Origin of the sequence: Spartinivicinus marinus (genome assembly GCF_026309355.1) — a bacterium.
Taxonomy (GTDB): domain Bacteria; phylum Pseudomonadota; class Gammaproteobacteria; order Pseudomonadales; family Zooshikellaceae; genus Spartinivicinus; species Spartinivicinus marinus.
In genome coordinates this window covers 4,748,739-4,773,275 of record NZ_JAPJZK010000001.1, presented here as the reverse complement: position 1 = coordinate 4,773,275, position 24,537 = coordinate 4,748,739, and the positions used below count along the sequence as shown (strand labels likewise).

Genomic DNA, 24,537 nt, shown 5'->3' with positions numbered 1-24,537 from the left:
CTTACATGATAAGAGCCAGGCTTTATTTTAAATCACCTCAGCTAACCGTAAATCCTGCAAATTAATACCCAAACTAACATCTTCTTTTAAGCGCACTAGCTGGTGGAATAAACTCAGTTGCGCCTGACTACTCTTTAACAACGAAATAATTTTATGCTGATTAGCACTATTTTGACCAACGCCTTGCACTTCTAAAGGCTTATTAATCATGGTATTTATCGAGTCATAGTCATTTAACAACTGCTTTGCGGTTTTAGGTCCTACTCCTTTAATCCCTGGAATATGATTTGTGCTATCCCCTACCAGCGTCCAATAATCAATAAGCTGTTCCACACGAATACCATACTTTTCCCTTACATATTGCGCATCACGGTTTTGCTTAGCAAAATGGTCACGAACAATGACAGATGACGATATTAGCTGACAAAAAAGCTTGTCCGTAGATAACACTGTTACTTTTTTTACCAGTCTTTTAGCCTTACTAGTAATAGATGCGATAACATCATCAGCTTCATAATGATCGAGCTGAAAGCTGTTAATTCCATGCTCAGCAAACAATTGAACAAAGCGAGGTAGATTTTCTACAAGCGGCTGAGGTGCCTCTGCTCGATTGGCTTTATAGTCTGGATAAAGCTGCTTCCGCCAATTAGGGCCTTTCCCTTCCAAAACTACCAACGCGTGAGTAGGCTGAGAATCTCTTAAAGCCCGTCTTAGCGATTGAGCAACCAACTGCAAACTTTGCTCTATATCAGGTTGCACAGCATAAACCCGCCGAATCAGGTTTAAACCATCGATCAAAAGCAGATTTATTGGTTTCAATAGCATTCTCTTCTATATTTCAAAACTGGTTTGATCTTATCAGAGAAATATACGAGTGGAAAAAATCATGGGGTCTTGAGTGATGGCGGAGCGGACGGGACTCGAACCCGCGACCCCCGGCGTGACAGGCCGGTATTCTAACCAACTGAACTACCGCTCCAAACTAGAACATTCTGATTTTATTTTCGCTGACCGGGATATCCACAATCAACTAAATAATAATGGTGGGCAGAGAGGGGTTCGAACCCCCGACCCTCGCCTTGTAAGGGCGATGCTCTCCCAGCTGAGCTATCTGCCCACCGCGTCAGAACGGGGCGCATTATAAGCAACCTTTTGCTAAGGATGCAAGCCTTTTTCTTTATAAACAATTAAAGCGCTCTTTCATTGCACAAAATAAGATAAGGACTTTTTGAAAGCCAGGATTGAAGGCAAGTACAATGGATAGACTTAAGTAAGTGATCAGCCACAGACAAAACCAGACACTCACCTCTTTTAAGACCATCGCAAAAGGGCGTTGAAAATAAGTCTAGTGTGAGGGGGTAGGAGAAAAAAGAGATAACAGGGTATGGCATGGTAGTCTATAGCCAAAATCAAAAGCATGGCTCTCAATCCCAACAGCGAATTGAACACTATAAAGGCGAACCAAATGCTGAAAGCACTCTATCGTGACTAGGAAGAAATAGAGAAAATATAGTTACCTAAGTAATTAATGTCTTGAATATATACGAGAGGAATTTAATAGTTGGCGGAGCGGACGGGACTCGAACCCGCGACCCCCGGCGTGACAGGCCGGTATTCTAACCAACTGAACTACCGCTCCAAACTAGAACATTCTGATTATTATTTACACTAATCCGCTTTTCGCAGACATATAAATAAATGGTGGGCAGAGAGGGGTTCGAACCCCCGACCCTCGCCTTGTAAGGGCGATGCTCTCCCAGCTGAGCTATCTGCCCACCGCGTCAGAACGAGGCGAATTATAAGAGTCCTTTTACACCAAATGCAACCGTTATTTTAATTTTTTCTTGTCGAGCATTTTTCAACCAACAAATCGATAGATTTTTAGCATCACGGTTACTTTTACTTTTAACACTGGTCTTGCCTAGGCGGTTTTTTATCTCTTTGTTAAGATAGCCCCCCCCTCCAATATTGATCGAGCTTATAATGTGGTTTAAAAATCTATTTATTTATCGGCTGTCTGATGACTTTTCAATTGATGACTCCAAACTAGAGTCTCTTCTTGAGCAAGGTTGCTTTAAGCCCTGCGGAAAAATGCAACCTTTCAGCCTTGGTTGGGTAGCTCCACTAGGAAAGCAAAGTGATCAACTAGCCCATATTAGCCAGGGTAATTATTTATTTTCACTAAAAAAAGAAGAACGATTACTTCCTTCAGCTGTTATTAATGAGTTCGTAGCCGAAAAAGTTGAAGTCATTGAAGAAGAGCAAAATCGTAAGGTTACTCGCAAAGAGCGAGAATCAATAAAAGACGACACTATCGCTGAGCTACTACCTAAAGCATTCACACGATCCAGCTTTAGTTTTGGCTTCCTGGATACAGCACAAAAACTACTCATAATTAATGCAGGCAGCAGCAAAAAAGCCGAAGAATTTACCAGCCACCTACGCCATTGCCTGGGTAGTCTGCCTATTACGCCATTTACCGCAAAGCACACACCAGCAGACCAGATGACAGCTTGGCTCAACTTATCCGAAAGCTGCCCAACAGGATTCACTATTGGCGATGAATGCGAACTAAGGGACCCTGCGGAAGACGGTGGAATTATCCGCTGTAAACAGCTTGATCTCACCAGTGATGAAATTGAAGGTCATCTCAGCACAGGGAAAAAAGTTAATAAGCTTGCTCTTACCTGGCGAGATCAAATCCATTTTGTACTCAGCGATGATCTAACCGTCAAGCGCATCAAATATACTGAATTATTAATGGAGCAATCAGAAGATCACGAGGACAAAGCCCTCCAGTTTGATGCCGACTTTATGCTGATGTCAGAGTCATTGGTTAATTTAATCAAAGACCTGGCTGATGCGTTAGGCGGTGAAGATCCCTCCATCACCAAGCAGGTTGTCGCAAAAAGCTAGCGGATATGGGGTGACCGGGTGTTCTGTAACTAAGGCATAGATACCTTTTGAGCACTTGATGGGCCAGGGACGGCACATCAAGTGCGGCAGAAGAATATCCTGTTATCCCATATCGGACACTAGACTTATTTACAACACCTTCTAAGACAGGTGTAGCAGCTTACAAAGCTAGCTCCTGATCAGCTCAAAGGGGATTACCCCCTTTACTAACAAAGCACTACCATTTAATAACAGAATTCCCATTAGCCATTAGTGTAAAAAACTAAACAACTGACGCCTAAATTGTTTGGCTATTGGATTTCCAGCTCCTAACAAATCAAACACCTGAATCATTAGTTTTTGAGCAGCACCTTCATCAAACTGCTTATCTTTACGTAAAATTGACATTAACGCTATTAATGCAGGTTCAAACTCATCATCCAGCACCTGATGTATAGCTAGCTGATAAATTAAGTTTAAGTTTTCTTGATCTTTACCCAACAACTCCTCTAACTCTCCTCGCTCAGGCAATTCTGCTGCTAGCTCATAAAAACCCAGCTTTGCCTTTGGCTGAGCAAGCCCTAGCGTATCCTCTGGGATAGTTGCCATGACTTGCTTAGCATCATCAATTCGCCCCTGCCGCAATAAAATATTTGTCATCATCACCCGCAAGTTGTGATTATTCGGCTCTTGTTGTAGAAGTTGCTGTAAAAGATCTAGTGCCTGTTGCGCCTCCCCTGCTTCAACCAGCTGGTCAACTTGCTGTTTAATTCGATCAGCTGGACTCATGGTGACCTCATCCAGCACTTTACGTAGCTCACTTTCCTGTTGTAAACCTGTAAAGTCTTTAACTAATTGACCTTGAAAGATAAGCTTTAATGACGGTAGGCTGCGGACCCCAAGATGCTGAGCAAGTGCAGGCTCTCTATCTGCATCTATTTTGGCAACAACAAATTTGCCTTGATATTCAGTAGCTAGCTTTTCCAAAATAGGGAGCTGAGCTTTACATGGCTGACACCAATCCGCCCATACATCAATTAATACAGGTACTTCCTGGGATTTTTCCAAAACATCAGACTGAAAAGTCTGGGTTGTGACCTCAATAATATGAGGGTTATCAGACATACCTTTCACCTTAAATTTTTGTTATCACACTGACTATTATTCTAATGAAAAAGCAAGCGACTATCAGCCTACTTAACAACTAGGACTTTCGTCATCAAACTTTCGTTAAATCATAAAATTGTCATCTTTACCCACAGAATCTGTGGATAACCTTGTGGATCACTGACCAAGATCCAGCGCTATAGCTTGTCTATACTATCTCTTTAACAGTTTGCATACTTTTTCAGCACAACAATTTTTGTACTTAATTTTCAATAGTTTACTCTTTTTAGCTAAGCAAAACTTTAACTGTTCAACAAGCACTCAGCCAAGTGTTCTAAGTCATTTATTGGCTACGCCAATACAATGGACTTATACACAACGTTTGATAAAAACCTTCTCTTTCACAGCCAAACAACAAAAAGCCAGCAATTGCTGGCTTTTTGTTCAATCATCACGTTTCAAGCAGCTCAGATACTAATCAAAATTGATACCCAAGCGTTGGCCGACAGCTTCATAGGCTTCTACAACACCACCCAAACCTTGTCTAAAGCGGTCCTTATCCAGTTTTTCACGAGTATCTTTATCCCACAACCGGCAGCCGTCTGGTGTAAACTCATCACCTAATACGACCTGTCCTTTATATATTCCAAATTCCAGTTTGTAATCAACCAAGAGCAAACCAGCCTCAGCAAATAACGCTTTTAACACATCATTTACTTTAAAGGTCAGCTCTTTCATTACTTCAATATGCTCAGCTTTGGCCCAACCAAATGATTCAATGTGATATTCATTGATCATAGGGTCACCTAAATCATCATTTTTCAGGAAAAATTCAAAAGTTGGCGGGTTAAGGTCTAGCCCTTCTTGAACACCCAATCTACGACAGATGCTACCAGCAGAAATATTACGCACCACACACTCTACAGGCACCATATCCAGGCGTTTAACCAGCGATTCCTGATCTGATAACAGTTGGTCCATTTGAGTTGGGATGCCAGCTTCTTCCAACTTCTGCATAATATAGGCGTTGAACTTATTATTAACCATTCCTTTACGGTCTAGTTGTGCCGTTTTTTTACCATCAAATGCAGATGTATCATTACGAAAATAAAGAATTAAACGATCAGGATCATCAGTTGTATAAACAGATTTAGCCTTACCCTTATACAACTCTTCACGCTTTTCCATTATCAACTCCACCCATTCAAACCCTAAAAAAGCCTATGGATTATAGTGCACCTTAATACTATTGGCTAATTTATAGCGTTAGTAGACAGATACATTATTAAGTTTTTAACAATAAACAAAAACTCCGGCAAAAGCCGGAGTTGAAGATTAGATAAGTTAGCTAGCCAAGATGCTCTTTGATTAGCTGCAACAGTTGCTGACTAACACTAGTCGGAGCAATGGTATTAATATTCCGCTCCACAGATACCTGCACCTCATCATTAAATGGTGTTAGGCGAATCTGATAGGTTTCTTGCCCTTCAGTGACAACCTCTTTTTCATCGCCACCTAAAATACCAGAGAAAAAGCCTTCTTCTTGCTTTTCTGGTACTGGCTGCTGTTCTGCATCCAGTGCAATATAAAATAGACCTGCGGTCCGGTTTTTATCTGTAACTCTCACATTGGCCGCTTTAAGTGCATCAGCAACTGAAGTCCAAGCTAAACCAAAGCCAGTTTTAATTAATAAAATCGGATTACCATTACCATCTTGTTCAATAAAGGTTCGATCAGTAACAGGAAGATTTTGATCAACCAAACCAACGGATGTTTTTGCGGCCCGCGTTAAATAAAGTAGCAACTCATTTAACATGCCGGCTGAAAGGGAGTCAGTGCGCTTAGCCAGCTTTTCCCAAGGTACTTGCTTGCCTTCTTCAACAGCTTCATGCGCTTCACGTACATGCTGAAGAAAGTATCGGGTCTCCCCTGGCACTTCACTATCGACGATGGTCAGCTTAAATTTATCGGTAGCCAGCTCGTCATTTTCATCTCCAATAACACCCAAAATAAACTGACCTATAACATCCTGCTCACTATAGGATTTTGGGCGAATCCAGTCCGTTTCAATTATACCTGCTGCCTTATCAGTCGTTTCTAAGGGGACTTTATTATCTTTCCAAAACTCAACTAATAATGGCCAAACTTCTTGTTTTGGTTTATTAGTCACCAACCAACGCAACTGACCTGATTTTTCAACACGAAACTCATTAGTTTCTGCTCGAACAACAACGCGTTCAGGTCTTGGCAAAATAAATTCTTTAGGAGGCTGTACTGACCCTCTGATTGTGGGCACCACCATAACCCCTTCAGTTGACTTGCCATCCAGCTCTTCTGGAATATTAAGGCGAGGGTAGGATTTTGCCTTTAAATAATCGTTGGATCGGTCACGAATATAACCGCCTTCACCCACAACACCACAAGCAGACAACGATGCTGCTGCCAGCAGCAATGCCAATGGTTTGGTTAGTCCTTGATATACTCTGGTCATTAACAAGCAGCCTCCCCCTACAGTCTTGATTTACTCACTAAGCCAACATGTTCCATAGCGGCTTTCAATGGCTGGTGAAATTCCGGGGAAAGCTCAGTCAGTGGTAATCGAATACCTGATTGTATTCTGCCTAGCTCAGCCAACGCCCATTTCACAGGAATAGGGTTAGACTCTAAAAACAAGGCTTGGTGCAATGGCATCAACTGTTTATTTAGCGCTCTTGCTTGATCAGTTTTACCAGTATTGGCCAGCTGGCAAAGTTCAGCCATTTGTTTGGGGGCGACATTCGCAGTAACAGAAATATTGCCTTTCCCCCCCAATAACATTAATTCAACTGCCGTTTCATCATCACCTGACAGCAGTACAAAGTCATCTGGGCACTGATCTAAAACCTGTTTTGCTCTAACCAAGTCGCCAGTGGCTTCTTTAATACCAACAATATTGGCTAAATCCGCCAGTTTGGCTACAGTCTCTGGCAGCATATCCACCGCAGTACGACCTGGTACATTATACAGCAGTTGAGGAATATCAACGGCTTTAGCAATATGCATAAAGTGCTGATACAGCCCTTCTTGAGTGGGCTTGTTATAGTATGGAGTTACCAGCAAACAAGCATCGGCTCCAGCTTGTTTTGCTTCTTTGGTCAATACGATAGCTTCTGCTGTCGAGTTTGCCCCTGTACCAGCAATAACGGGAATCTTCCCGTTAACTTGAGCAACCACCCGTTTAATCACCAGACAGTGTTCTGCAACCGACAAGGTGGCCGACTCACCTGAGGTACCAACTGCCACGATAGCATCAGTACCCTCAGCCAAATGAAATTCAACAAGCTGATCCAGTGCCTCCCAATCTAATTCGCCATTGGGATACATTGGGGTAACCAAAGCAACTATGCTGCCTGTAATCATTGGGTGACTCCGTGGTTTAAACTGGGCTAATGTTACTGACCACAACAACCAAGTACAAGGGATTAAGCCATTTCCTTCAAGAAAAAATCACTTGCTCCGTTTATTTAAAGTAGAATGAGAAAAGTTTCACTTGGAAGCTGTATAAAACGACAGGCTCAGTGTATGCTGCAAGCAATAATAAATAAACTGGCCAGAATAGTTTATTAACAAGCTTCAGCAATATAAACGAACTTCATCGCTCAAGTGACTGCAGCAGCCTCTTTAACATACGGCTACTGCACCCACGACTGACTATTTATACAACTGAATCGACCAACAAGATAAGGACTTGTTATGACAGTTGCTTTAGGACAACCTGTTCCAGATTTTAAAGCCGCCGCTACTAGTAATAAAGATGTGCTGCTATCTGCACTGCAAGGTTACAATGTGGTCTTATACTTTTACCCTAAAGACAGCACACCTGGTTGCACGACTGAAGGGCAAGACTTTCGTGACCACTATGAAGCATTTAAAGCAGCCAAAACCATCATTTTTGGTGTCTCCAGAGATAGCCTGAAATCACATGAAAACTTTAAGGCTAAGCAAAACTTCCCGTTTGAACTTATTTCAGATCCTGACGAAGAATTATGTCAGTTATTTGATGTGATCAAACTCAAAAATATGTATGGAAAACAAGTATTAGGTATTGAGCGGAGTACATTTGTCATTGATAAAAAAGGGAGCCTACATAAAGAGTGGCGCAAAGTCTCTGTTGCTGGCCATGTGCAAGAAGTTCTGAATGTGGTGGATGCACTCAACCAGATTCAAGACTAGACCCAAGCTACAGTGGTTAACCTAATCAAATAAATAAAAGGTGCTGATATTTAGCACCTTTCCAAAGCCAATCAACCAGTAGTATGTTTGAGCCTAACTGTATTTCACAATACATAGATATTTAAGATCTAGGTATTTAAGCAGCATCTATTTCTTCATTATGATTGTTTTTGTCTTGATGACGGGGCCAGGCAGACATGATAGCTTTGAGCAATGTAGCCAACGGTATAGCAAAGAATACTCCCCAAAACCCCCATAAACCACCAAACACTAACACTGCAACAATGATCGCCACAGGGTGTAAATTAACAGCTTCCGAAAACAGCAGTGGTACCAACACATTACCATCAAGTGCTTGAATAATACCGTAGGCAACCATCAGGATAATAAAGTCATTTCCCCACCCCCACTGAAAGAATCCAATCAGGGCCACTGGAATTGTCACGACAGCTGCACCAATATAAGGAACAATAACGGAAAGCCCTACTAGCAAGCCTAGTAAAGCCGCATAGTTTACTCCCAAAAAGGCAAATACAATATAAGTCACTGCTCCTACAATAAAGATCTCAATGACTTTGCCCCGCACATAGTTGGCTATTTGATCATTCATTTCATCCGCCACTTGTTTCATTAACGGACGGTTTCTAGGCAGCAACGAAGTAAACCAATTAAGCATTAGCTCTCTATCTTTCAAGAAAAAGAATACCAAGATAGGTACTAAAACAAGGTAAATCAGCAGTCCAACAAAGTTAGGCAACAAAGTTAAAGAAAATGACAACACTTTCTGACCTAACCCTCCAAGTTGCTCACTTGCCTCACCTATCCACAGACTCACTTGTTCAGGAGAAATAAAGTCAGGATATCGCTGGGGTAACAGTAAGAGCAGCTTACGCCCTTTTTGCAGCATTCTGGGCAACTCATTCACCAAGTTGGTCACCTGCTCCCACACCAGAGGAAACAATACAAATAAGATAACAATGAAGAGAGTAAGAAATATCAAGAAAACTATATTAACTGACCAGATATGCTTGATTGATTTACGCTCTAGAAAACCAACTAAACCTTGTAACAAAAAAGCCAATACAGCACTTGCTAATACAGGGGCTAAAATACTACCCATCGTTAAAATAATCGCAAAGCCAATCACTAGCAGCAGGGTTAACAGAATGGCTTCTTCGTCAGAAAAATAACGTGCCAGCCAGCCTTTAAAAACATTTAACATGTATTACCCCTAAGCCTTCTGCAAAATATGGATATAAACATCTGCTTCTTGCGTTGATGAAAGCAACTGATGACCACTTAGTTCACAGTAAGCTTTAAAATCTGCAACTGAACCCTGATCTGTTGCTTTAACACACAATACCTGTCCACTTTCCATACTAGCTAATAGCTGCTTGGCTTTAAGAAGTGGTAATGGGCAACGTAGCCCAATAGCATTGAGTTCACGATCAATAGTTACCATTAATCAACTATCCTCGTTAGATTGGCATGGAACTCTTCAGGCACTTTTTATGCCCAATAAAATTACAATGGAAAAAGGACACCTCTAATAATTGTTTGCTGTCTCTGGCCTTTTGGTAAATTCGCAATCGAGGCGTTGCTTTGAAGGCATGCTGGTGGCCTGTCGAAAAGCAACAACACAGAGTACAGGTTTACCAAAAGGCCCTGAAAGGTGCTGCCTGACGGGTTCTTGCACTGTGTTGGCTTGCTTGGAAAGGCAACGGCCTTACACTTCGTAAGCCGTCTTGCGCAAGAGCCCATCAGATTGCACAGAGACCATAAACAATTATTAGAGGTGTCCATGTCATTATTTAGAGAATTAACCATTTGCGCAATAGTAGTTGCTCGTTAATAATGGCGGATGGTAGATCCTCGAAATGAGGATAGCCTTATTAGGCGTGACAAATGTTACTCCAAATAAGCTAAAAATGTAGCTGATGGTAATAAAACTGTCTTTAGCTGCTTACAAATGAAACAGATTAACCAGCCAGGCTGGCACAGTAAATTTTCACTAAATGCACTATTAACGATAAGGGTACCTTAGTATTTTATTTTCGGTTTCCTTCCAATCCAAAGAAAATAGCTATGTCTATACGCAGACTCCTTATTTTTGCTTGTTGTTTTACTCTTTTATTCAGCCACATATCCACCAGTTATGCAGATAATGGTCTGCCTAGTTTAGGGGACTCCACCTCTAGCGTGGTATCTCCTGAAAAAGAGCATCTACTTGGTAGAGCATGGCTGCAAAATCTCCGTAGCCAGGTAAAAACGATTAGCGACCCCGAGTTGAAGGCTTATGTAGAAGGCTTGATTTACCGCTTGGTTGAAACCAGCCAAGTACAAGACAGCCGCTTAGAAGTCGTTATTGTTGATAGCCCAGAACTTAACGCATTCGCTGTTCCAGGAGGCATTATTGGTATCAATGCTGGCTTATTTTTATACGCAGAAACAGAGCAGCAGTTTGCTTCTGTGCTGGCTCACGAACTTGCTCACTTAAGCCAACGTCACTTTGCCCGCAGCATTGAAGCCGCTAAACGGCAGCGGGCACCTATGCTAGCAGCTACCTTAGCCAGTGTTGTGTTATTGGCTGCAGGCGGTGGTGATGCAGGACTGGCCGCCATTGCTTCAACTCATGCGGCAGCACTACAAAACCGGCTCAACTATAGCCGCCAACATGAACAAGAAGCAGACCGAATAGGCATTCAAAATCTTGTAAAGGCTGGAATGGATCCTCGCTCAATGGCAGCGATGTTTGAGCAGATGAATCGTGCCCAACGATTTGCAGGGAGAAAACCACCCGAATTTTTACTCACTCACCCAGTGACTGAAAGCCGAATTGCCGACACCAAAAGCCGAGCTGAGCAATATCCAAAACGTTCAGTCAAGGATAACCCTAGTTACTACCTGATGCGGGCAAAAGTTGAACTTCATTACGCTCAAACACCTCACCTCGCAGCCAAACGTTTTAACGCAAAAATTAAAAGTGGTAATTCACATTTATCATTTGCTTATCAATATGGCTTAGCACTGGCCTACAACAAAGCAGGCGATACACAAAAAGCCTCTGCAGCACTCGCCCCTCTCTTAAAACAACAGTCGGATAATCCACACTATGTCTTATTAAAAAGTAATATTGCGATTACCGATCAGCAATACAAGCAGGCTCAACAACAGTTAGCATCTGCTCTACGCTACCATATTAATGACTTTGCCCTAGGTTACACTCAAGCTGAGGCATTTATGGGAGAGAAGCAATATCAGTCTGCTGAGAAAGTGTTAAGAAAGCTTGCCAAGCAGCGCCCAACTGACCCAGATATTTGGTATTTATTAGCTGAGACCCAAGGGTTAGCCAAAAATATTGCAGGTTTACATCAATCGAGAGCAGAGTATTTCTTCTTAAATGGTGCTATTGATAAAGCCATTGAGCACTTAGAATATGCATTAAAATTAAGCCAGAAGAGCTTTGCAACTACAGCAAAACTGAAGCAGCGAATAAAAGATATGCAAGACTACAAAAACTTAAATTTTAAACTCTAATCACTCAGCGTTTGATATACATTGCTTGCTCTCTATTTTAATTATCCTTTGAAAAGGATAAACATATAGTCAACAAGCAATGTTGCTTTCCTTTACTGCTATTTTCCTTTTAAGCGTTACCCTTAACCTTCAATTTCAACTCAGCAGCAAAGCCCAGCATACGCCTTAATGGAATCATGGCTTTTTCAGCTAAAGCTGAGTCGACGTCGATGGTATTAGTACCTTGCTCAAGTGCTGTCGCCAAGTTTTCCAATTGATTCATTGCCATCCATGGGCAATGAGCACAACTACGACATGTTGCGCCGGAACCAGCTGTAGGCGCTTCAATGAACTCTTTATGCGGCGTCAGCTGACGCATTTTGTAAAAAATGCCTCGATCGGTTGCCACAATAAAAGCAGGATTAGATAGGGTTTGGGAGGCTTTGATTAACTGACTGGTTGAGCCAACAACATCAGCCATATCCACTACACTAGCTGGTGATTCTGGGTGAACTAACACAGCTGCATCCGGATATAACTGTTTTAAATCTAAAATACCTTTTGCTTTAAATTCTTCATGGACAATACAGGCACTATCCCACATCAACATATCGGCACCTGTTTGCTTCTGAATATAACTACCAAGATGTTTATCAGGTGCCCAAATGAGTTCTTCACCTTCATCAATTAAGTGCTCAACGATTTCCAGAGCAATACTCGAAGTCACCACCCAATCCGCTCGCGCTTTCACTGCTGCAGACGTATTCGCATAAACCACAACTTTACGGTCAGGGTACTGATCACAAAAAGCAGAAAACTCATCAATTGGGCAACCTATATCCAGTGAGCAGGTTGCTTCTAGAGTAGGCATAATCACCCGCTTTTCTGGGGTAAGAATTTTTGCTGTTTCACCCATAAAACGGACGCCTGCAACAACTAGCGTCGATGCTGAATGCTGATTGCCAAAGCGAGCCATTTCCAATGAGTCAGCAACACAACCACCAGTTTCTTCCGCTAAAGCTTGAATAATTTCATCAGTGTAATAATGAGCCACCAGTACAGCATCTTGCTGTTTAAGCAGTTGCTTGATTTTGCTTATATAATGGCTTTTCTCTGCATCACTCAGCTCAACCTGACTAGCTTCAGTCGCTAAGTGTTGCTGAACTAATTCACGGCTATTTATCACTGTCATCTCAATTTACTAATGATCAATCTCGTGGGGCAATTTTACCACATGCGCAATTTAGCGAGAATCTTTGTTGAAAGAAAGGAGTTTACTGTAAGAAAAGAAGAGAATAATAAATGAGGTTTAAATGGTGGGTCGTGCTGGACTCGAACCAGCGACCAATTGGTTAAAAGCCAACTGCTCTACCAACTGAGCTAACGACCCTTTGAAGGCTGGGTATGATACAGAATTGAGCTGTTACATCAAGTTTTTTTAGCAATTAATAACAACTCAGTTAGCTTGATAACTACTGCCCTAGCCAAAAAGAGGGCCTCAAACCAAAACAGCTTTCACTCAAAAATAATAGCTATTGATAAACGGTGGCATCATCCAGTCCCGCATCAGCAAAGCCTTTGGTTCTTAGGCGACAGCTATCACAAACACCACAAGCTTGACCATTAGAGTCTGCCTGATAACAAGAAACTGTCATTCGATAATCAACACCCAGCTCTGAGCCACAGTGAACAATATCAGCCTTGGTCATATCCTTCAGAGGGGTTTGGATTTTAAATGACTGCCCTTCTACCCCCACCTTAGTGGCCAAATTTGCAAGCTTTTCAAAAGCCTCTATAAACTCTGGGCGACAGTCAGGGTAACCAGAATAATCGATGGCATTTACTCCAATAAAGATATCATAAGCACCAATTATTTCAGCCCACCCCAGCGCCAGGGATAAGAACACAGTATTTCGCGCAGGCACATAGGTGACAGGGATTCCTTCTGATAATTCTTCAGGCACATCAATAGACGTATCTGTTAATGCAGAACCACCCAGCTCACCAAAATTTAATGTCATTATTCGGTGCTCTTCAGCACCTAAGACATCCGCTATACGCTTTGCTGCTTGTAGTTCAGCCTGATGACGCTGTCCATAATTAAAGCTCATAGCATAACAGGCATAGCCTTGTGCTTTTGCCATTGCCAATACAGTGGTCGAGTCCAAGCCACCTGACAACAAAACAACTGCTTTTTTAGGCTGTGTAGAATTTTTAACGGATTCTGTTTGTTTTGACTGTTCCATATTATTACCGGGTAAAACCTTAATCAAAAATCCTGACTGATTAATCAAATATGCTCTTTTTCCAAAAGCGGTTGTCACAGTCAACTAAATTCATTCTTCAGTAACTTTGCGACACTCTCAAAACAGAGAAAGAATAACTTATATAGCGATGCAGAAAAAAGGCTTATATCGTTAGGAGATATAAAAATGAAGGAAACGCCTTAGCCACACAGAACTGTTTAATGGCCAGGCTCATCATTCCAAAGATATTTATGTAGCTGAATTTGCATTCGAACAGGTAGATTATCCGTCAAAATCCACTCTGCCAACTCAGTTGGATTTAATTCGCCATAAACAGGGGAAAACAACACCTCAGATACTTTGGCTGTCAAGTCATACTCTGCCAGCTTAAAAGCAGCCCAGTTGAAGTCATCTCGATTAGCAACCACAAACTTCACTTGATCATGGGGGAGCAGCCACTGAATGTTTTCATAACGATTACGATGCATTTCACCAGAACTAGGCGCTTTCAAGTCCATGACCTTAACAACGCGCGGATCAACCGGAGAAACATCAAGCGCACCACTAGTTTCCAACGAAACTTCGTAGCCTTGCTCTGCCAGCTCAACCAACAGATTAAAGCAATTTCGTTGCGCCAACGGCTCACCCCCCGTTACAGTTACATAACGAGGATTGTATTTAGCCACTTCTGCCAGGACGCTAGCCACTGTCACTACCTCGCCACCGTTAAAGGCATAGGCAGTATCACAATAACCACAACGCAAAGGACAACCAGTCAACCTAACAAACACCGTTGGTAAACCGATGGTCTTGGTCTCACCTTGAAGTGAATAAAAAATTTCAGAAATGCGTACCTTGAGCTCGCTCATACTGCCAGCTATTTGACCTCACTCACTAGACCAAGTATGTACAAAAAAAACTCAAAATACCTGACTAGCCAACTCTGGATTGACAAAGCGGCCAATCATAACTGAAGCAGTATTGCCCAGCAAGCAAAAACAGTTGTTTTAGTCCGTGTCATAATCGAAAGCAATTAAGTCATCACTTTCACTCTATTAAAGGTAATGCCGAAAGGGGGTAAGAGAAAAGTAGAAGAGCAGCTATCACTTCCTACTTCACCTATTGTGAAAGTCTTGCTAAGGGAGGTCAGCCGAGACCACTGGATTCAAGGCTAATAGAATATCTAAACAGATCAGACGTGAAACAAAAAAGCAAAGTACTGGGTTATTAGCAGCACAGCCAACTAACAACCCTGCATCATGAATAAGAATATTAGCGAATAGTCTGCAGCAGAGCGCTAGATAACCTAGCAGCTGACGAGTTGGGATAATCTTTAGTCACTCGACTTAGCATTGATTTTGCCTGACTGGTTTTCCCTTGCTGGTACAGCACCCGCCCTAGCTTATAAATGGCATCAGGTACTTTGCGGCTGGAAGGAAACTGGTTAATCACTTGCTCAAATTCAGTTTTCGCTTGGTCCAGGGCTTGACTGGTAAAGTAAATTTCGCCTAACCAATAGTGAGCATTGGCAGCATAACTACCCTGAGGAAACTGTTTCAATAAAGCTGTAAAAGCAACTTTTGCTTTATCATACTGCTTTTGTCGTACTAAGTTAAAGGCATCTTTATAAGCTTGTTTTTCAACACTTGGTTGACCATCCGACTGGCTTGAGGCGTTACTGGAAGGATTTTGATTGAGGTCAGGGTTTGTTGTTGGCAGTCCAGTGGCCTGAGTAGCAGCCCCTCCTGATAACTGTGAAATACGGCGATCAAGATCCAAATAACGATCCTTCTGTTCTCGGCGCATCCGCTCGATGGTGTAGTTTTGTTCTTCCACTAAACCACGCAGTGTTTGTACTTCCTGCTGCAAAGACTCTAACTGAAATAACAACCCAGCTGTACTATTTTGACTGGAACCACGTTGACTACCTTGCTGCTTGCCAAGTGGTGTTGAGCTAACCACTGGTACTTCAGCATATGTAGTAGAGGAAACACCGCATATCAATGCGACTCCAAGCAAACAAGCTTTTGTGGTTAAGCAATTTACTTTTGCCATAATGATCAATTTCCCCTCAACTCTCTGAACTTATATTTAAGTATAAGAGAGCCTTAACTGGTACCTCAAAAAGACTCACTTAAAATCAAAAATACAGGATTAAAAACTCCTGTATTTTTTATCGGCAACCAATTTTTTAGGATCACTTAAATAATAACTTGAAGCTTTCTGACCCATCGCCCACTGACAAAAACAAACAGTGTAGACTTTACAGGCCTACACTAAATTATTGCACAAAATCAGCTGGATAAATTGGGGATAAAATACAAGCTAATTATTAGGTGTCCCCTTAGTTGGTAATAATAATTGCACGACGGTTTTGCGACCATGAAGCCTCGTCATGACCAAAAGCAACTGGTTGCTCTTCACCATAACTGGTTGCTTCTATTTGTGAAGGTGCAACACCCTTAATAACCAAGTACTTTTTAATCGCATTAGCACGACGCTCGCCCAACGCTAAATTATATTCACGAGTACCACGCTCATCTGTATGACCTTGAATAGTAATTGACTTATTACTATTCGCAACTAGAGCACTAGCATGAGCATCAAGTGCCGCATAGTCATCTGGGCTGATTTTGGAATCATCAAACTCAAAAAGGAAGATTTTCTTATCCAATAATGCAGCGGAAGATGAATCTACTCCACCATCAATGCTATCAGTGGTAATGCTTGCCGTAGAGTCATCTTCCACTGTATCAGTAGTACCAGTACCTTTACCTCCGGTAGAGCTACAAGCTGCCAGCCATACGACAGAAGAAGCAAGCAGAACAACCTTACTAAGTTTAACCAATTGCATATCCAACTCCTGTTTTATATCTTTTATTGGCGACGTAAAATATCAGATATTTCCAGCACTTTCACGCTTATTTATTAATGGGTGACCAGGCTGGCTCTCTCACATCTCCCTCGGATGATGGCAGGGTTAACTTCACAGCGCCATCCGCAGAAACCGCAGCCAATACTCCTCGCCCCCTTTGTTGGGTGGCATAAATTAACATAGAGCCATTCGGTGCAACACTTGGCGACTCATCAAGCGGTGTGGAAGTTAATAATCGTAAACGCCCAGAATCCAGTTCCAAAACGGCAATATTAAACTGAGCAATACCTTCGCCTTTATGAACCATGGCAATCGATTTTCCATCTGGGAAAACCCTGGCCCTTGCATTGTACTTACCTTCAAACGTTAATCGCTTAACCTTGCCTGTCTGCACATTGGCTTGATATATCTGCGGTGCGCCTCCACGGTTAGAGGTAAACACCAAGTGTTGCCCATCAGGCATCCAACTGGGTTCAGTATCAATTGCAAAGTGTCGTGTTATTTGCCGTAACTGACGAGTGGCAACATCCATAATATAAATATCAGGGTTTCCACCTTTCGATAGTACCATCGCTAGCTTACGACCATCTGGTGACCAGGCTGGCGCACTATTTAATCCTTTAAATGCTGTCATTCGCTGGCGTTTACCTTGATAAATATCCTGAATATAAATACCAGGCCGACCTTTACTGAAATTAACATATGCCACCTTTTTAGCATCAGGTGACCAGGATGGCGAAAGAATAGGCTCTGAAGAATTTAGTATGGTTTTGGCGCCAAACCCATCAGAATCAGCATAGTTCAACTTATATCTAATCTTGTTGGCAGCAGCTCGGGTAGAAGTAACATAGAGAATTTTGGTATCAAATGCACCTGGCTTACCTGTTAGCTTCTCATAAATATCATCACTAATATTGTGGGCGACCTTTCTGTGATTAGAGCTAGAATAACTGTGTTCTAACAACTGCTGCTGTTTAATCACATCATATAAAACAAAGGTCGCCTTATAGCCATTACCTTCTTTTTTAACGTTGCCAATTACTAGGTAATCGACACCTGACTTACGCCAGTCGCTGTACACCACATCTTCTTTCTGTTGTGGCAAGCTCAACATATTGCCAGGAGCAAAAGGCTCAAATAAGCCACTGCGCTTTAAATCAGCACCAATTATTTCAGCCACATCATGGGGAGGCGTATCTCCTCCAAAAGGCACCACTGCAATGGGTACTGCACTGTCATTACCCTTAGTGATTTCAATCGTTAAGCCAGCCCATGCCGCCTGCCCAATACACAATAATACAAGTGCTGTCAAAACAGCTTTTATATGTCGTCCTATCACCCTGCTAAATCCTCCGGATTAAAAACTAGCCTCATACTACGAAAGTCTCTTTCAAAGGTTACAGAATTTACCTGTCGCACTTCAGGAAAACGCTCTGCTTTCTCTACCGCACGAACAGCTGCACGATCAAAGGTGCTATCACCACTGGATTGGGTTACTGTGACATTAATCACTTCACCTGTAGGCACCATCTGAATTTGTAGAATAACCTGCATTCCTCTTCGAGCAGTCGGCGGGCGACTCCAGTAGTTTTGTACTGTTTGAGTTATCACTCCAACAATTGCTGACACTTTCTCAGCTTGAGTCGCAGCAATACGCGCATTTTCTTCCGCCTCCTCTTCCTCAGCTAGCAGAGCCGCAAGTTCTGCTTCTTGGGCTTTTTTAGCTGCTTCTCGTTGTTTACGGAGTTTTTCTTCACGCTCCCGCTTTAACTTGGCTTCCCTATCACGGCGCGCTTTTTCTTCACGCTGTTTCTTTAATTTCTCTTGTCTTAGCTTTTCTTTACGGGCTTGCTCTTCTTTTTGTTTTTTCAGTTTTTCCTGCTTTAATTTAGCTTCACGTACTTTGCGAGCCTGCTCTTCCTTTTGCTTTTTCAGTTTAGCCTGCTGAGCTTTGCGTGCTTTTTCTTGCTGAATACGTTTTTGTTTTTCCGCTTCTGCTTTTCTTTTAGCTGCCTCTTCTTGTGCTTTTTGCTCAGCCAATTTGTCTTTATCTGGTTGTGGACGTGGCTTTTGGGCAGGTGGTTGTTTAGCAACAGCTGGTTTATTAGTAGCTGGTTTTAAGGCAATCAGCTTTGCCTTAATGTGATCAGGATTCGCTTTAACAGGAGGCTGATGCTCCTTCTGCCAGATATTGACCACTGCCAATATTGCAGCGATATGCAGGATTACTGCTATCGTAGCAGGTAAGGTATAACCGTTAGGCAATCTCACAACAATAACTTCTTATTAACCTGTTTGTTCCTGTGGATCGGTAATCAAGCCAACATTGGGTACACCTGCTGCTTGCAAGGCAGCCATTGCCTGAACAACGGTGCCATAGTCAACCTGTTGATCCCCCTTGATTAACACTAAGCGGTTAGGTTTAACCTTCATTATTTTAGAAACCTGTTCCTGTATTTTTTCCAGGGAAACAGCTTGCTCTTGATCCTTACCAATATTGATGTAATACGTGCCATCAGGTTTTACTGAAACAATAATGGCCTCTTCATCTTCTTTAACATCAAGCGGCTTTGCATCAGTATTTGGTAAATCAACATTAACCCCTTGGGTTAACATCGGAGCGGCTACCATAAACACAATCAACAGCACCAACATCACATCAATGTATGGCACCACGTTGATTTCTGACATTGGCTTACGCCGAATACGTTTAGTAGCCATGCTGCTTATCCCTGCTTAATTCGTGTATGCACCTTACGGTGTAAAATACTGGAAAACTCATCAGAAAAGGTATCGTAACTATTTAATAATTGATCAACCTTTGCAGAGTATTTGTTGTAAGCCACTACAGCAGGAATCGCAGCTAATAGCCCCATGGCTGTTGCAACCAATGCTTCTGAAATACCAGGAGCAACCGTCGCTAAGGTTGCTTGAGTTTGATTAGCAAGCCCTCGGAATGAGTTCATAATACCAATAACCGTACCAAATAGACCGATATAAGGACTGATGGAGCCTACCGTAGCAAGAAAGGGTAAATTTTGCTCTAAACGTTCTTGTTCTCTCGCCAAGGCTACTCGCATTGCTCGTTGAGTCCCTTCCATCACCGCATCTGGGTCTGCATTGGAGTCTTGTCTTAACCGGGTAAACTCTTTAAAACCCGCTCGAAATAAATGCTCCATACCATTATCAGGGTCAGGCTCACTGGTGACTTGGCGGAATAATTTACTTAAATCCATCCCCGACCAGAACCGATCTTCAAATGCAATAGCACTCCGCTTGGTATTAGATAATAAAAAACCGCGCTGCAAAATCATTACCCATGACACAATCGATGCCAACAGTAATATCAGCATCACCAGCTGTACAATCCAGCTAGCACCGGCAATTAAGGACCAAATTGACATTTCTGCCACAATACTTACCCTCAAGCTATTTTATGTAAGGTGACACTTATATATTAAGCTGCATTACATCCTGGGCAATACAGCATAAAAGGTGACACAGCCTCAGCAGGCGAAAGGCCGATCATACCACCTCTCTTTTCCCATTTTCGTGAAATTACCTAGAGTAATTGTATTTTTTGTTGCAAACTGGTTGGAATCATTGTTGGTCTCATATTATTAGACGACACACAAGCCACTTTTACTTCAGCCTCACAACACAAAACATTTGTCCGACAATTAACCACTTGTTGTATAAAAATAATAGCTACTTTTGTCAACTTCTTAACTGTTGCTGTCACTTTTAATTCATCATCCAGCCTGGCTGGGCTACGGTAGTTTATTGATGAACTATGGACAACAAACATCACATTTTGTTCGAGAAGCGAATGCTGCTCAATCCCCAAGCTACGCAATAAATCCGTTCTTGCTCGTTCCATATACTTCAAATAGTTTACATAATAAACAATTCCACCTGCATCGGTGTCTTCAAAATATACGCGGCAGCGAATCGCAAAGTTATCCACTCACTGTTTCCTCAAGCAATATAAAAAAACTGGCGCCTAATTATGGTGAAAAAAAACACTTTATAAATTAAGGTTGATAAAATGTCGGATCAAGACTCAGGCACAGATAAACCAAAGTGGAGATAGGCCCGCTCAGTAACAACCCGGCCTCTGGGTGTTCGCATAATAAAACCTTGCTGAATTAAATAAGGCTCTAATACATCTTCAATGGTATCACGCTCTTCGCTGATAGCTGCAGCCAAGCTATCGACACCAACAGGACCACCTGAAAACTTCTCAATCATAGCCAACAGTAGCCGCCTATCCATTTGATCAAACCCTTGATGATCCACGTCTAGCATACTGAGTGCCTGGTCAGCGATTGTCTGGTTAATAACTCCCGAGCCCTTTACTTCGGCAAAATCTCTGACTCGCCTTAATAACCGGTTAGCTATTCGAGGTGTTCCTCTAGAACGTTTAGCAATTTCTACAGCCCCCGCCTCATCTAAAGAAACCCCCAGTATATTTGCTGAACGCTGAACAATCGTAGATAAATGCTCCACTGAGTAAAATTCCAGCCGCTGAACAATACCAAAACGATCTCTCAATGGAGAAGTTAGTAGCCCAGCCCGGGTAGTTGCTCCCACTAAGGTAAAAGGCGGCAGATCCAGCTTAATTGAGCGTGCAGCAGGTCCCTCACCAATCATAATATCCAACTGATAGTCTTCCATCGCGGGGTATAAAACCTCCTCGACCACTGGGCTTAAGCGGTGAATTTCATCAACAAACAGTACATCACCTGCTTCCAAGTTAGTTAACATTGCAGCCAAATCGCCGGCTTTTTCTAACACAGGTCCTGAGGTGGTTTTAATTTGGCCACCCATTTCATATGCCAAAATATTAGCCAGTGTGGTTTTACCTAAACCAGGAGGACCAAATATTAGGGTATGATCCAAGGCTTCGTTACGTCGCTTCGCCGCCTCGATAAAAATAGTCATTTGCTCACGCACAGAAGCCTGACCAATATAGTCAGCCAAACTCTTTGGCCGAATTGCTCGGTCTTGACTTTCCTCTATGGGCGTTGCAGATGCCGCAATTAAGCGATCAGCTTCAATCATTGTTTATAGATCACCTGTTTTATCTACCTAGATCGCCGCGTATTAAGTAGCTTGAAAAGCTTATGAAATAGAGTAACAGTGTATTCTGTAGCTGCGACTGGGATGTCACGTTAGCTCTTGATAGGCCAGGGATAGCACTTCAAGAACGGAGGAAGAATAGCCTGCTATTTCATATCAAACACTAGACTTATTTTCTAGCGCCCTTTGCGACAAGTTCATGTTTCTAGCTACACCATCGCTTTTAACGCCTGGCGAATCAACTCTTCACTGGGTAATTGCTGGTCAGGTAGCGCTTTTATCGCTTTGGTTGCCTGCTGTGGTTTATAGCCTAGCGCGACTAATGCACTGATTGCATCGTCTAAGTGACTTTCGGGACTAGTAATTTGCTGGGTAATATTGACAGTTAAATCTGCATCAATGGGTAGCCAACTGGTTAACTTATCACGCATTTCTACTAATAACCGCTCAGCAGTTTTTTTCCCAACCCCTGGCAACTTCACTAGGCTAGCCACATCATTATCCTGAACCGTTCGTACAAAACTATCAGAGCTCATACCCGACAAAATAGTTAATGCTAGTTTTGGGCCTACTCCATTGACTTTAATAAGCACCCGAAATAACTCTCGTTCTTGCTTGGCAGCAAACCCATATAACTGTTGAGCATCTTCTCTTACCACAAAGTGAGTGTATAGCACGACAGTTTGCCCTGTTTCAGGCAATTGGTAAAAAGTGGTCATGGGCGCATCCACCTCATAAGCGACTCCCTGTACATCAATTAGTAGATGAGGTGGTTGTTTTTCTAATAAAACCCCTTTAATTCGACCAATCATGTCTCAATATTCTCATTCATTGACAGTTGTTGCATGTTTAATTACAAGCATTGTAGCTAGCGAATTCTACGCCGGCGAACGCTTCTGGCTCCGGCAATTTTTATTAGGCTCTGCTGGGTATGGGCATGGCACAAGGCTACGGCCAGCGCATCAGCAGCATCACTGGGTGGGCATCGATTCAAGTGCAACAGTTGCTGTACCATATGCTGCACCTGACTTTTTTCAGCATTGCCTTTACCAACCACTGACTGTTTTATTTGCCGAGCCGAATACTCTGAAACAGGCAGCCCATGATTAACCGCAGCCACAATCGCAGCGCCTCTTGCCTGCCCCAGTTTTAATGCGGAATCGGCATTACGCGCCATAAATACTTGCTCCACCCCCACCTGTTGCGGTGAAAACTGCTCAATAATAGTGGAAATACCCTGAAAAATCTGGGCCAGCCGGTCAGGAAGAGAGTCAACACTGGTGCGAATACAACCACTGGTTACATACTCACAGCGGTTTCCAAGTTGATTAATGATGCCATACCCAGTCACTCTTGAGCCTGGGTCAATACCAAGGATAAGACTCATATAAAACTACATAGTCAGGTTAATAATACTGTACACATATACATAACTTGATGCCAATTTTATTTTGAGCTGATTTTTACAGAGTGATTTTTATATAAGCGAAAAACAACTGTCAGTTACAAAGTAGCAACGTTTGTTACTAAAAACCTGTACTTTAGCTGTCTTTTTGGGCGTAGGCTTATAGTAAAACTTACAATAGTAAAAATGATGGAATCACCCTGGCTACTACTCAAAATATCGGCCACTATCGGTCTACTGTTTTTGTTGATGCTACTGGGCTGGTGGCTAGTCGCTTAGTATATATTCAAAAGAAATAGCTTTAACTTGCTTGCCTAGTTAGTTCATTAGGCCATGCGTCGTTTACGGCCTAATGAAACCAGTCATTGTGGTTGGGGTGGGGTTGTCAGTATTATGTACAACAACAGGTAAAGGTATACCCGCTACTCTAATGCGTCAGCTGGAAAGTCCGCATTAGTATAAACATTTTGTACATCATCCAGGTCTTCCAAGTGATCTATCAACTTGATTACCTTTTCTGACTGATCTTTATCAAGAGCCACCATAGTTGAAGCAATCATGGTCACTTCTGCATTAGCTGGTTCCAAACCAGCCTCTATTAAAGCATCTTTAACCTGACCAAAATCTACTGGATCTGTAATAACATCAATAGAGTCGTCATCATTAGTCACTACATCTTCTGCTCCTGACTCAAGACCCACATCCATTAATTTTTCTTCATCCTCACCCGGAGCAAAACTTAACTGGCCTTTTTTAGAAAACAGATACGCTACTGAACCATCAGTACCCAAATTGCCACCATGCTTACTAAATGCATGACGTACTTCAGCAACCGTTCTATTGCGGTTGTCTGTCATTACTTCAACTAACACTGCTACACCACCAACTGCATACCCTTCATAGGTCAGCTCTTCCATGTTGTCCGCATCATTGGTACCCGCTCCCCGAGCAATTGCACGGTCAATGGTGTCTCTGGTCATGTTGGCTGCCAGAGCTTTATCCATTGTTGCCCGCAGCCGTGGGTTATCTTCAGGTAAAGGGCCACCCTGCTTGGCTGCAACAACAAGCTCCCGAATGATTTTAGTAAAAACTTTTCCTCGCTTGGCATCTTGCGCTGCCTTGCGATGTTTAATGTTGGCCCACTTACTATGACCTGCCATAAAAATCTTCCTCGCTAAGATAAAATCAAAGAGAGATAA

Annotated in this window: 24 protein-coding genes and 5 tRNA genes; 3 read left to right on the top strand and 26 right to left on the bottom strand. The window is 42.4% G+C overall.

The window, feature by feature from the left end; genetic code table 11:
- Positions 1 to 27: 27 nt before the first annotated feature.
- From OQE68_RS21410 to OQE68_RS21390, 5 genes are all read right to left on the bottom strand, one after another.
- Complete coding sequence (locus tag OQE68_RS21410; protein ID WP_180569589.1) at positions 28 to 819, bottom strand: 5'-3' exonuclease H3TH domain-containing protein; 792 nt, start codon at positions 817 to 819, stop codon at positions 28 to 30.
- An 83-nt stretch (positions 820 to 902) separates the two neighbouring features.
- A tRNA-Asp gene (locus OQE68_RS21405) sits at positions 903 to 979 on the bottom strand.
- Positions 980 to 1,041: 62 nt separating this feature from the next.
- A tRNA-Val gene (locus tag OQE68_RS21400) sits at positions 1,042 to 1,117 on the bottom strand.
- A gap of 445 nt (positions 1,118 to 1,562) precedes the next feature.
- Positions 1,563 to 1,639 (bottom strand) — tRNA-Asp (locus tag OQE68_RS21395).
- 60 nt (positions 1,640 to 1,699) lie between these two features.
- Positions 1,700 to 1,775: transfer RNA gene (locus tag OQE68_RS21390), tRNA-Val, on the bottom strand.
- Positions 1,776 to 1,983: 208 nt separating this feature from the next.
- Here OQE68_RS21390 and rdgC point away from each other — a divergent pair.
- The gene (gene rdgC, locus OQE68_RS21385; RefSeq protein WP_180570008.1) at positions 1,984 to 2,916 is read left to right on the top strand and encodes a recombination-associated protein RdgC; all 933 of its coding nucleotides are present in this window, start codon (positions 1,984 to 1,986) and stop codon (positions 2,914 to 2,916) included.
- Between the two features lie 249 nt (positions 2,917 to 3,165).
- Here rdgC and OQE68_RS21380 read toward each other — a convergent pair whose 3' ends face one another.
- The 4 genes from OQE68_RS21380 to dapA all read right to left on the bottom strand — a co-directional run bounded on the left by OQE68_RS21380 (position 3,166) and on the right by dapA (position 7,401).
- Entirely contained in the window at positions 3,166 to 4,020 is an 855-nt protein-coding gene (locus tag OQE68_RS21380) for a tetratricopeptide repeat protein (RefSeq protein WP_180570009.1), read from the bottom strand.
- Between the two features lie 456 nt (positions 4,021 to 4,476).
- Entirely contained in the window at positions 4,477 to 5,190 is a 714-nt protein-coding gene (gene purC, locus OQE68_RS21375; protein WP_180570010.1) for a phosphoribosylaminoimidazolesuccinocarboxamide synthase, read from the bottom strand.
- A 160-nt stretch (positions 5,191 to 5,350) separates the two neighbouring features.
- Positions 5,351 to 6,493 carry an NlpB/DapX family lipoprotein gene (locus OQE68_RS21370; protein WP_180570011.1) on the bottom strand — a complete coding sequence of 381 codons (1,143 nt, stop codon included), beginning with the start codon at positions 6,491 to 6,493 and terminating at the stop codon, positions 5,351 to 5,353.
- Positions 6,494 to 6,510: 17 nt separating this feature from the next.
- On the bottom strand, positions 6,511 to 7,401 hold the full coding sequence (gene dapA / locus OQE68_RS21365; protein WP_180570012.1) for a 4-hydroxy-tetrahydrodipicolinate synthase: 891 nt from the start codon (positions 7,399 to 7,401) through the stop codon (positions 6,511 to 6,513).
- Positions 7,402 to 7,734: 333 nt separating this feature from the next.
- On the opposite strand from dapA, the gene OQE68_RS21360 reads away from it, so the two are divergent.
- Positions 7,735 to 8,214, top strand: coding sequence for a peroxiredoxin (locus OQE68_RS21360; RefSeq protein WP_180570013.1), 480 nt, complete (start codon positions 7,735 to 7,737; stop codon positions 8,212 to 8,214).
- Between the two features lie 136 nt (positions 8,215 to 8,350).
- Here OQE68_RS21360 and OQE68_RS21355 read toward each other — a convergent pair whose 3' ends face one another.
- Together OQE68_RS21355 and OQE68_RS21350 are read right to left on the bottom strand one after the other, a co-directional pair.
- Positions 8,351 to 9,436 carry an AI-2E family transporter gene (locus OQE68_RS21355; RefSeq protein ID WP_180570014.1) on the bottom strand — a complete coding sequence of 362 codons (1,086 nt, stop codon included), beginning with the start codon at positions 9,434 to 9,436 and terminating at the stop codon, positions 8,351 to 8,353.
- Positions 9,437 to 9,445: 9 nt separating this feature from the next.
- Positions 9,446 to 9,676: a sulfurtransferase TusA family protein gene (locus OQE68_RS21350; protein ID WP_180570015.1), complete on the bottom strand. Its 231-nt coding sequence runs from the start codon at positions 9,674 to 9,676 to the stop codon at positions 9,446 to 9,448.
- A 623-nt stretch (positions 9,677 to 10,299) separates the two neighbouring features.
- Between OQE68_RS21350 and OQE68_RS21345 the strand changes: the two genes are divergently transcribed.
- Positions 10,300 to 11,751 (top strand): M48 family metalloprotease, encoded by a 1,452-nt coding sequence (locus OQE68_RS21345; RefSeq protein ID WP_180570016.1) that lies wholly within the window; start codon positions 10,300 to 10,302, stop codon positions 11,749 to 11,751.
- Positions 11,752 to 11,860: 109 nt separating this feature from the next.
- Here OQE68_RS21345 and nadA read toward each other — a convergent pair whose 3' ends face one another.
- The 15 genes from nadA to OQE68_RS21270 all read right to left on the bottom strand — a co-directional run bounded on the left by nadA (position 11,861) and on the right by OQE68_RS21270 (position 24,498).
- On the bottom strand, positions 11,861 to 12,922 hold the full coding sequence (gene nadA, locus OQE68_RS21340) for a quinolinate synthase NadA (protein ID WP_180570017.1): 1,062 nt from the start codon (positions 12,920 to 12,922) through the stop codon (positions 11,861 to 11,863).
- 122 nt (positions 12,923 to 13,044) lie between these two features.
- A tRNA-Lys gene (locus OQE68_RS21335) sits at positions 13,045 to 13,120 on the bottom strand.
- 142 nt (positions 13,121 to 13,262) lie between these two features.
- Positions 13,263 to 13,976, bottom strand: a complete 714-nt coding sequence (gene queC / locus OQE68_RS21330; protein WP_180570018.1) for a 7-cyano-7-deazaguanine synthase QueC — start codon at positions 13,974 to 13,976, stop codon at positions 13,263 to 13,265.
- Positions 13,977 to 14,194: 218 nt separating this feature from the next.
- On the bottom strand, positions 14,195 to 14,845 hold the full coding sequence (gene queE / locus OQE68_RS21325) for a 7-carboxy-7-deazaguanine synthase QueE (protein WP_180570019.1): 651 nt from the start codon (positions 14,843 to 14,845) through the stop codon (positions 14,195 to 14,197).
- A gap of 403 nt (positions 14,846 to 15,248) precedes the next feature.
- Positions 15,249 to 16,031 carry a tol-pal system protein YbgF gene (gene ybgF, locus OQE68_RS21320; RefSeq protein ID WP_180570020.1) on the bottom strand — a complete coding sequence of 261 codons (783 nt, stop codon included), beginning with the start codon at positions 16,029 to 16,031 and terminating at the stop codon, positions 15,249 to 15,251.
- Between the two features lie 289 nt (positions 16,032 to 16,320).
- The gene (gene pal, locus OQE68_RS21315) at positions 16,321 to 16,830 is read right to left on the bottom strand and encodes a peptidoglycan-associated lipoprotein Pal (protein ID WP_180570021.1); all 510 of its coding nucleotides are present in this window, start codon (positions 16,828 to 16,830) and stop codon (positions 16,321 to 16,323) included.
- Positions 16,831 to 16,897: 67 nt separating this feature from the next.
- A complete protein-coding gene (tolB, locus tag OQE68_RS21310) occupies positions 16,898 to 18,190 on the bottom strand; it encodes a Tol-Pal system beta propeller repeat protein TolB (RefSeq protein ID WP_353618572.1) in 1,293 nt (430 codons plus the stop codon).
- Positions 18,187 to 19,122 (bottom strand): cell envelope integrity protein TolA, encoded by a 936-nt coding sequence (gene tolA, locus OQE68_RS21305; RefSeq protein WP_180570022.1) that lies wholly within the window; start codon positions 19,120 to 19,122, stop codon positions 18,187 to 18,189. Before tolA ends, tolB begins: the two co-directional genes overlap by 4 nt.
- A gap of 15 nt (positions 19,123 to 19,137) precedes the next feature.
- Positions 19,138 to 19,572 (bottom strand): protein TolR, encoded by a 435-nt coding sequence (tolR, locus tag OQE68_RS21300; RefSeq protein WP_180570023.1) that lies wholly within the window; start codon positions 19,570 to 19,572, stop codon positions 19,138 to 19,140.
- 5 nt (positions 19,573 to 19,577) lie between these two features.
- Positions 19,578 to 20,255, bottom strand: a complete 678-nt coding sequence (gene tolQ, locus OQE68_RS21295; RefSeq protein WP_180570067.1) for a protein TolQ — start codon at positions 20,253 to 20,255, stop codon at positions 19,578 to 19,580.
- A gap of 158 nt (positions 20,256 to 20,413) precedes the next feature.
- Complete coding sequence (gene ybgC, locus OQE68_RS21290) at positions 20,414 to 20,818, bottom strand: tol-pal system-associated acyl-CoA thioesterase (RefSeq protein WP_180570024.1); 405 nt, start codon at positions 20,816 to 20,818, stop codon at positions 20,414 to 20,416.
- A gap of 89 nt (positions 20,819 to 20,907) precedes the next feature.
- A complete protein-coding gene (gene ruvB, locus OQE68_RS21285) occupies positions 20,908 to 21,915 on the bottom strand; it encodes a Holliday junction branch migration DNA helicase RuvB (RefSeq protein WP_180570025.1) in 1,008 nt (335 codons plus the stop codon).
- A 227-nt stretch (positions 21,916 to 22,142) separates the two neighbouring features.
- Positions 22,143 to 22,745, bottom strand: coding sequence for a Holliday junction branch migration protein RuvA (gene ruvA, locus OQE68_RS21280; RefSeq protein WP_180570026.1), 603 nt, complete (start codon positions 22,743 to 22,745; stop codon positions 22,143 to 22,145).
- 56 nt (positions 22,746 to 22,801) lie between these two features.
- Positions 22,802 to 23,320 (bottom strand): crossover junction endodeoxyribonuclease RuvC, encoded by a 519-nt coding sequence (ruvC, locus tag OQE68_RS21275; protein ID WP_180570027.1) that lies wholly within the window; start codon positions 23,318 to 23,320, stop codon positions 22,802 to 22,804.
- A gap of 440 nt (positions 23,321 to 23,760) precedes the next feature.
- Positions 23,761 to 24,498, bottom strand: coding sequence for a YebC/PmpR family DNA-binding transcriptional regulator (locus OQE68_RS21270; RefSeq protein ID WP_180570028.1), 738 nt, complete (start codon positions 24,496 to 24,498; stop codon positions 23,761 to 23,763).
- Positions 24,499 to 24,537 lie beyond the last annotated feature (39 nt).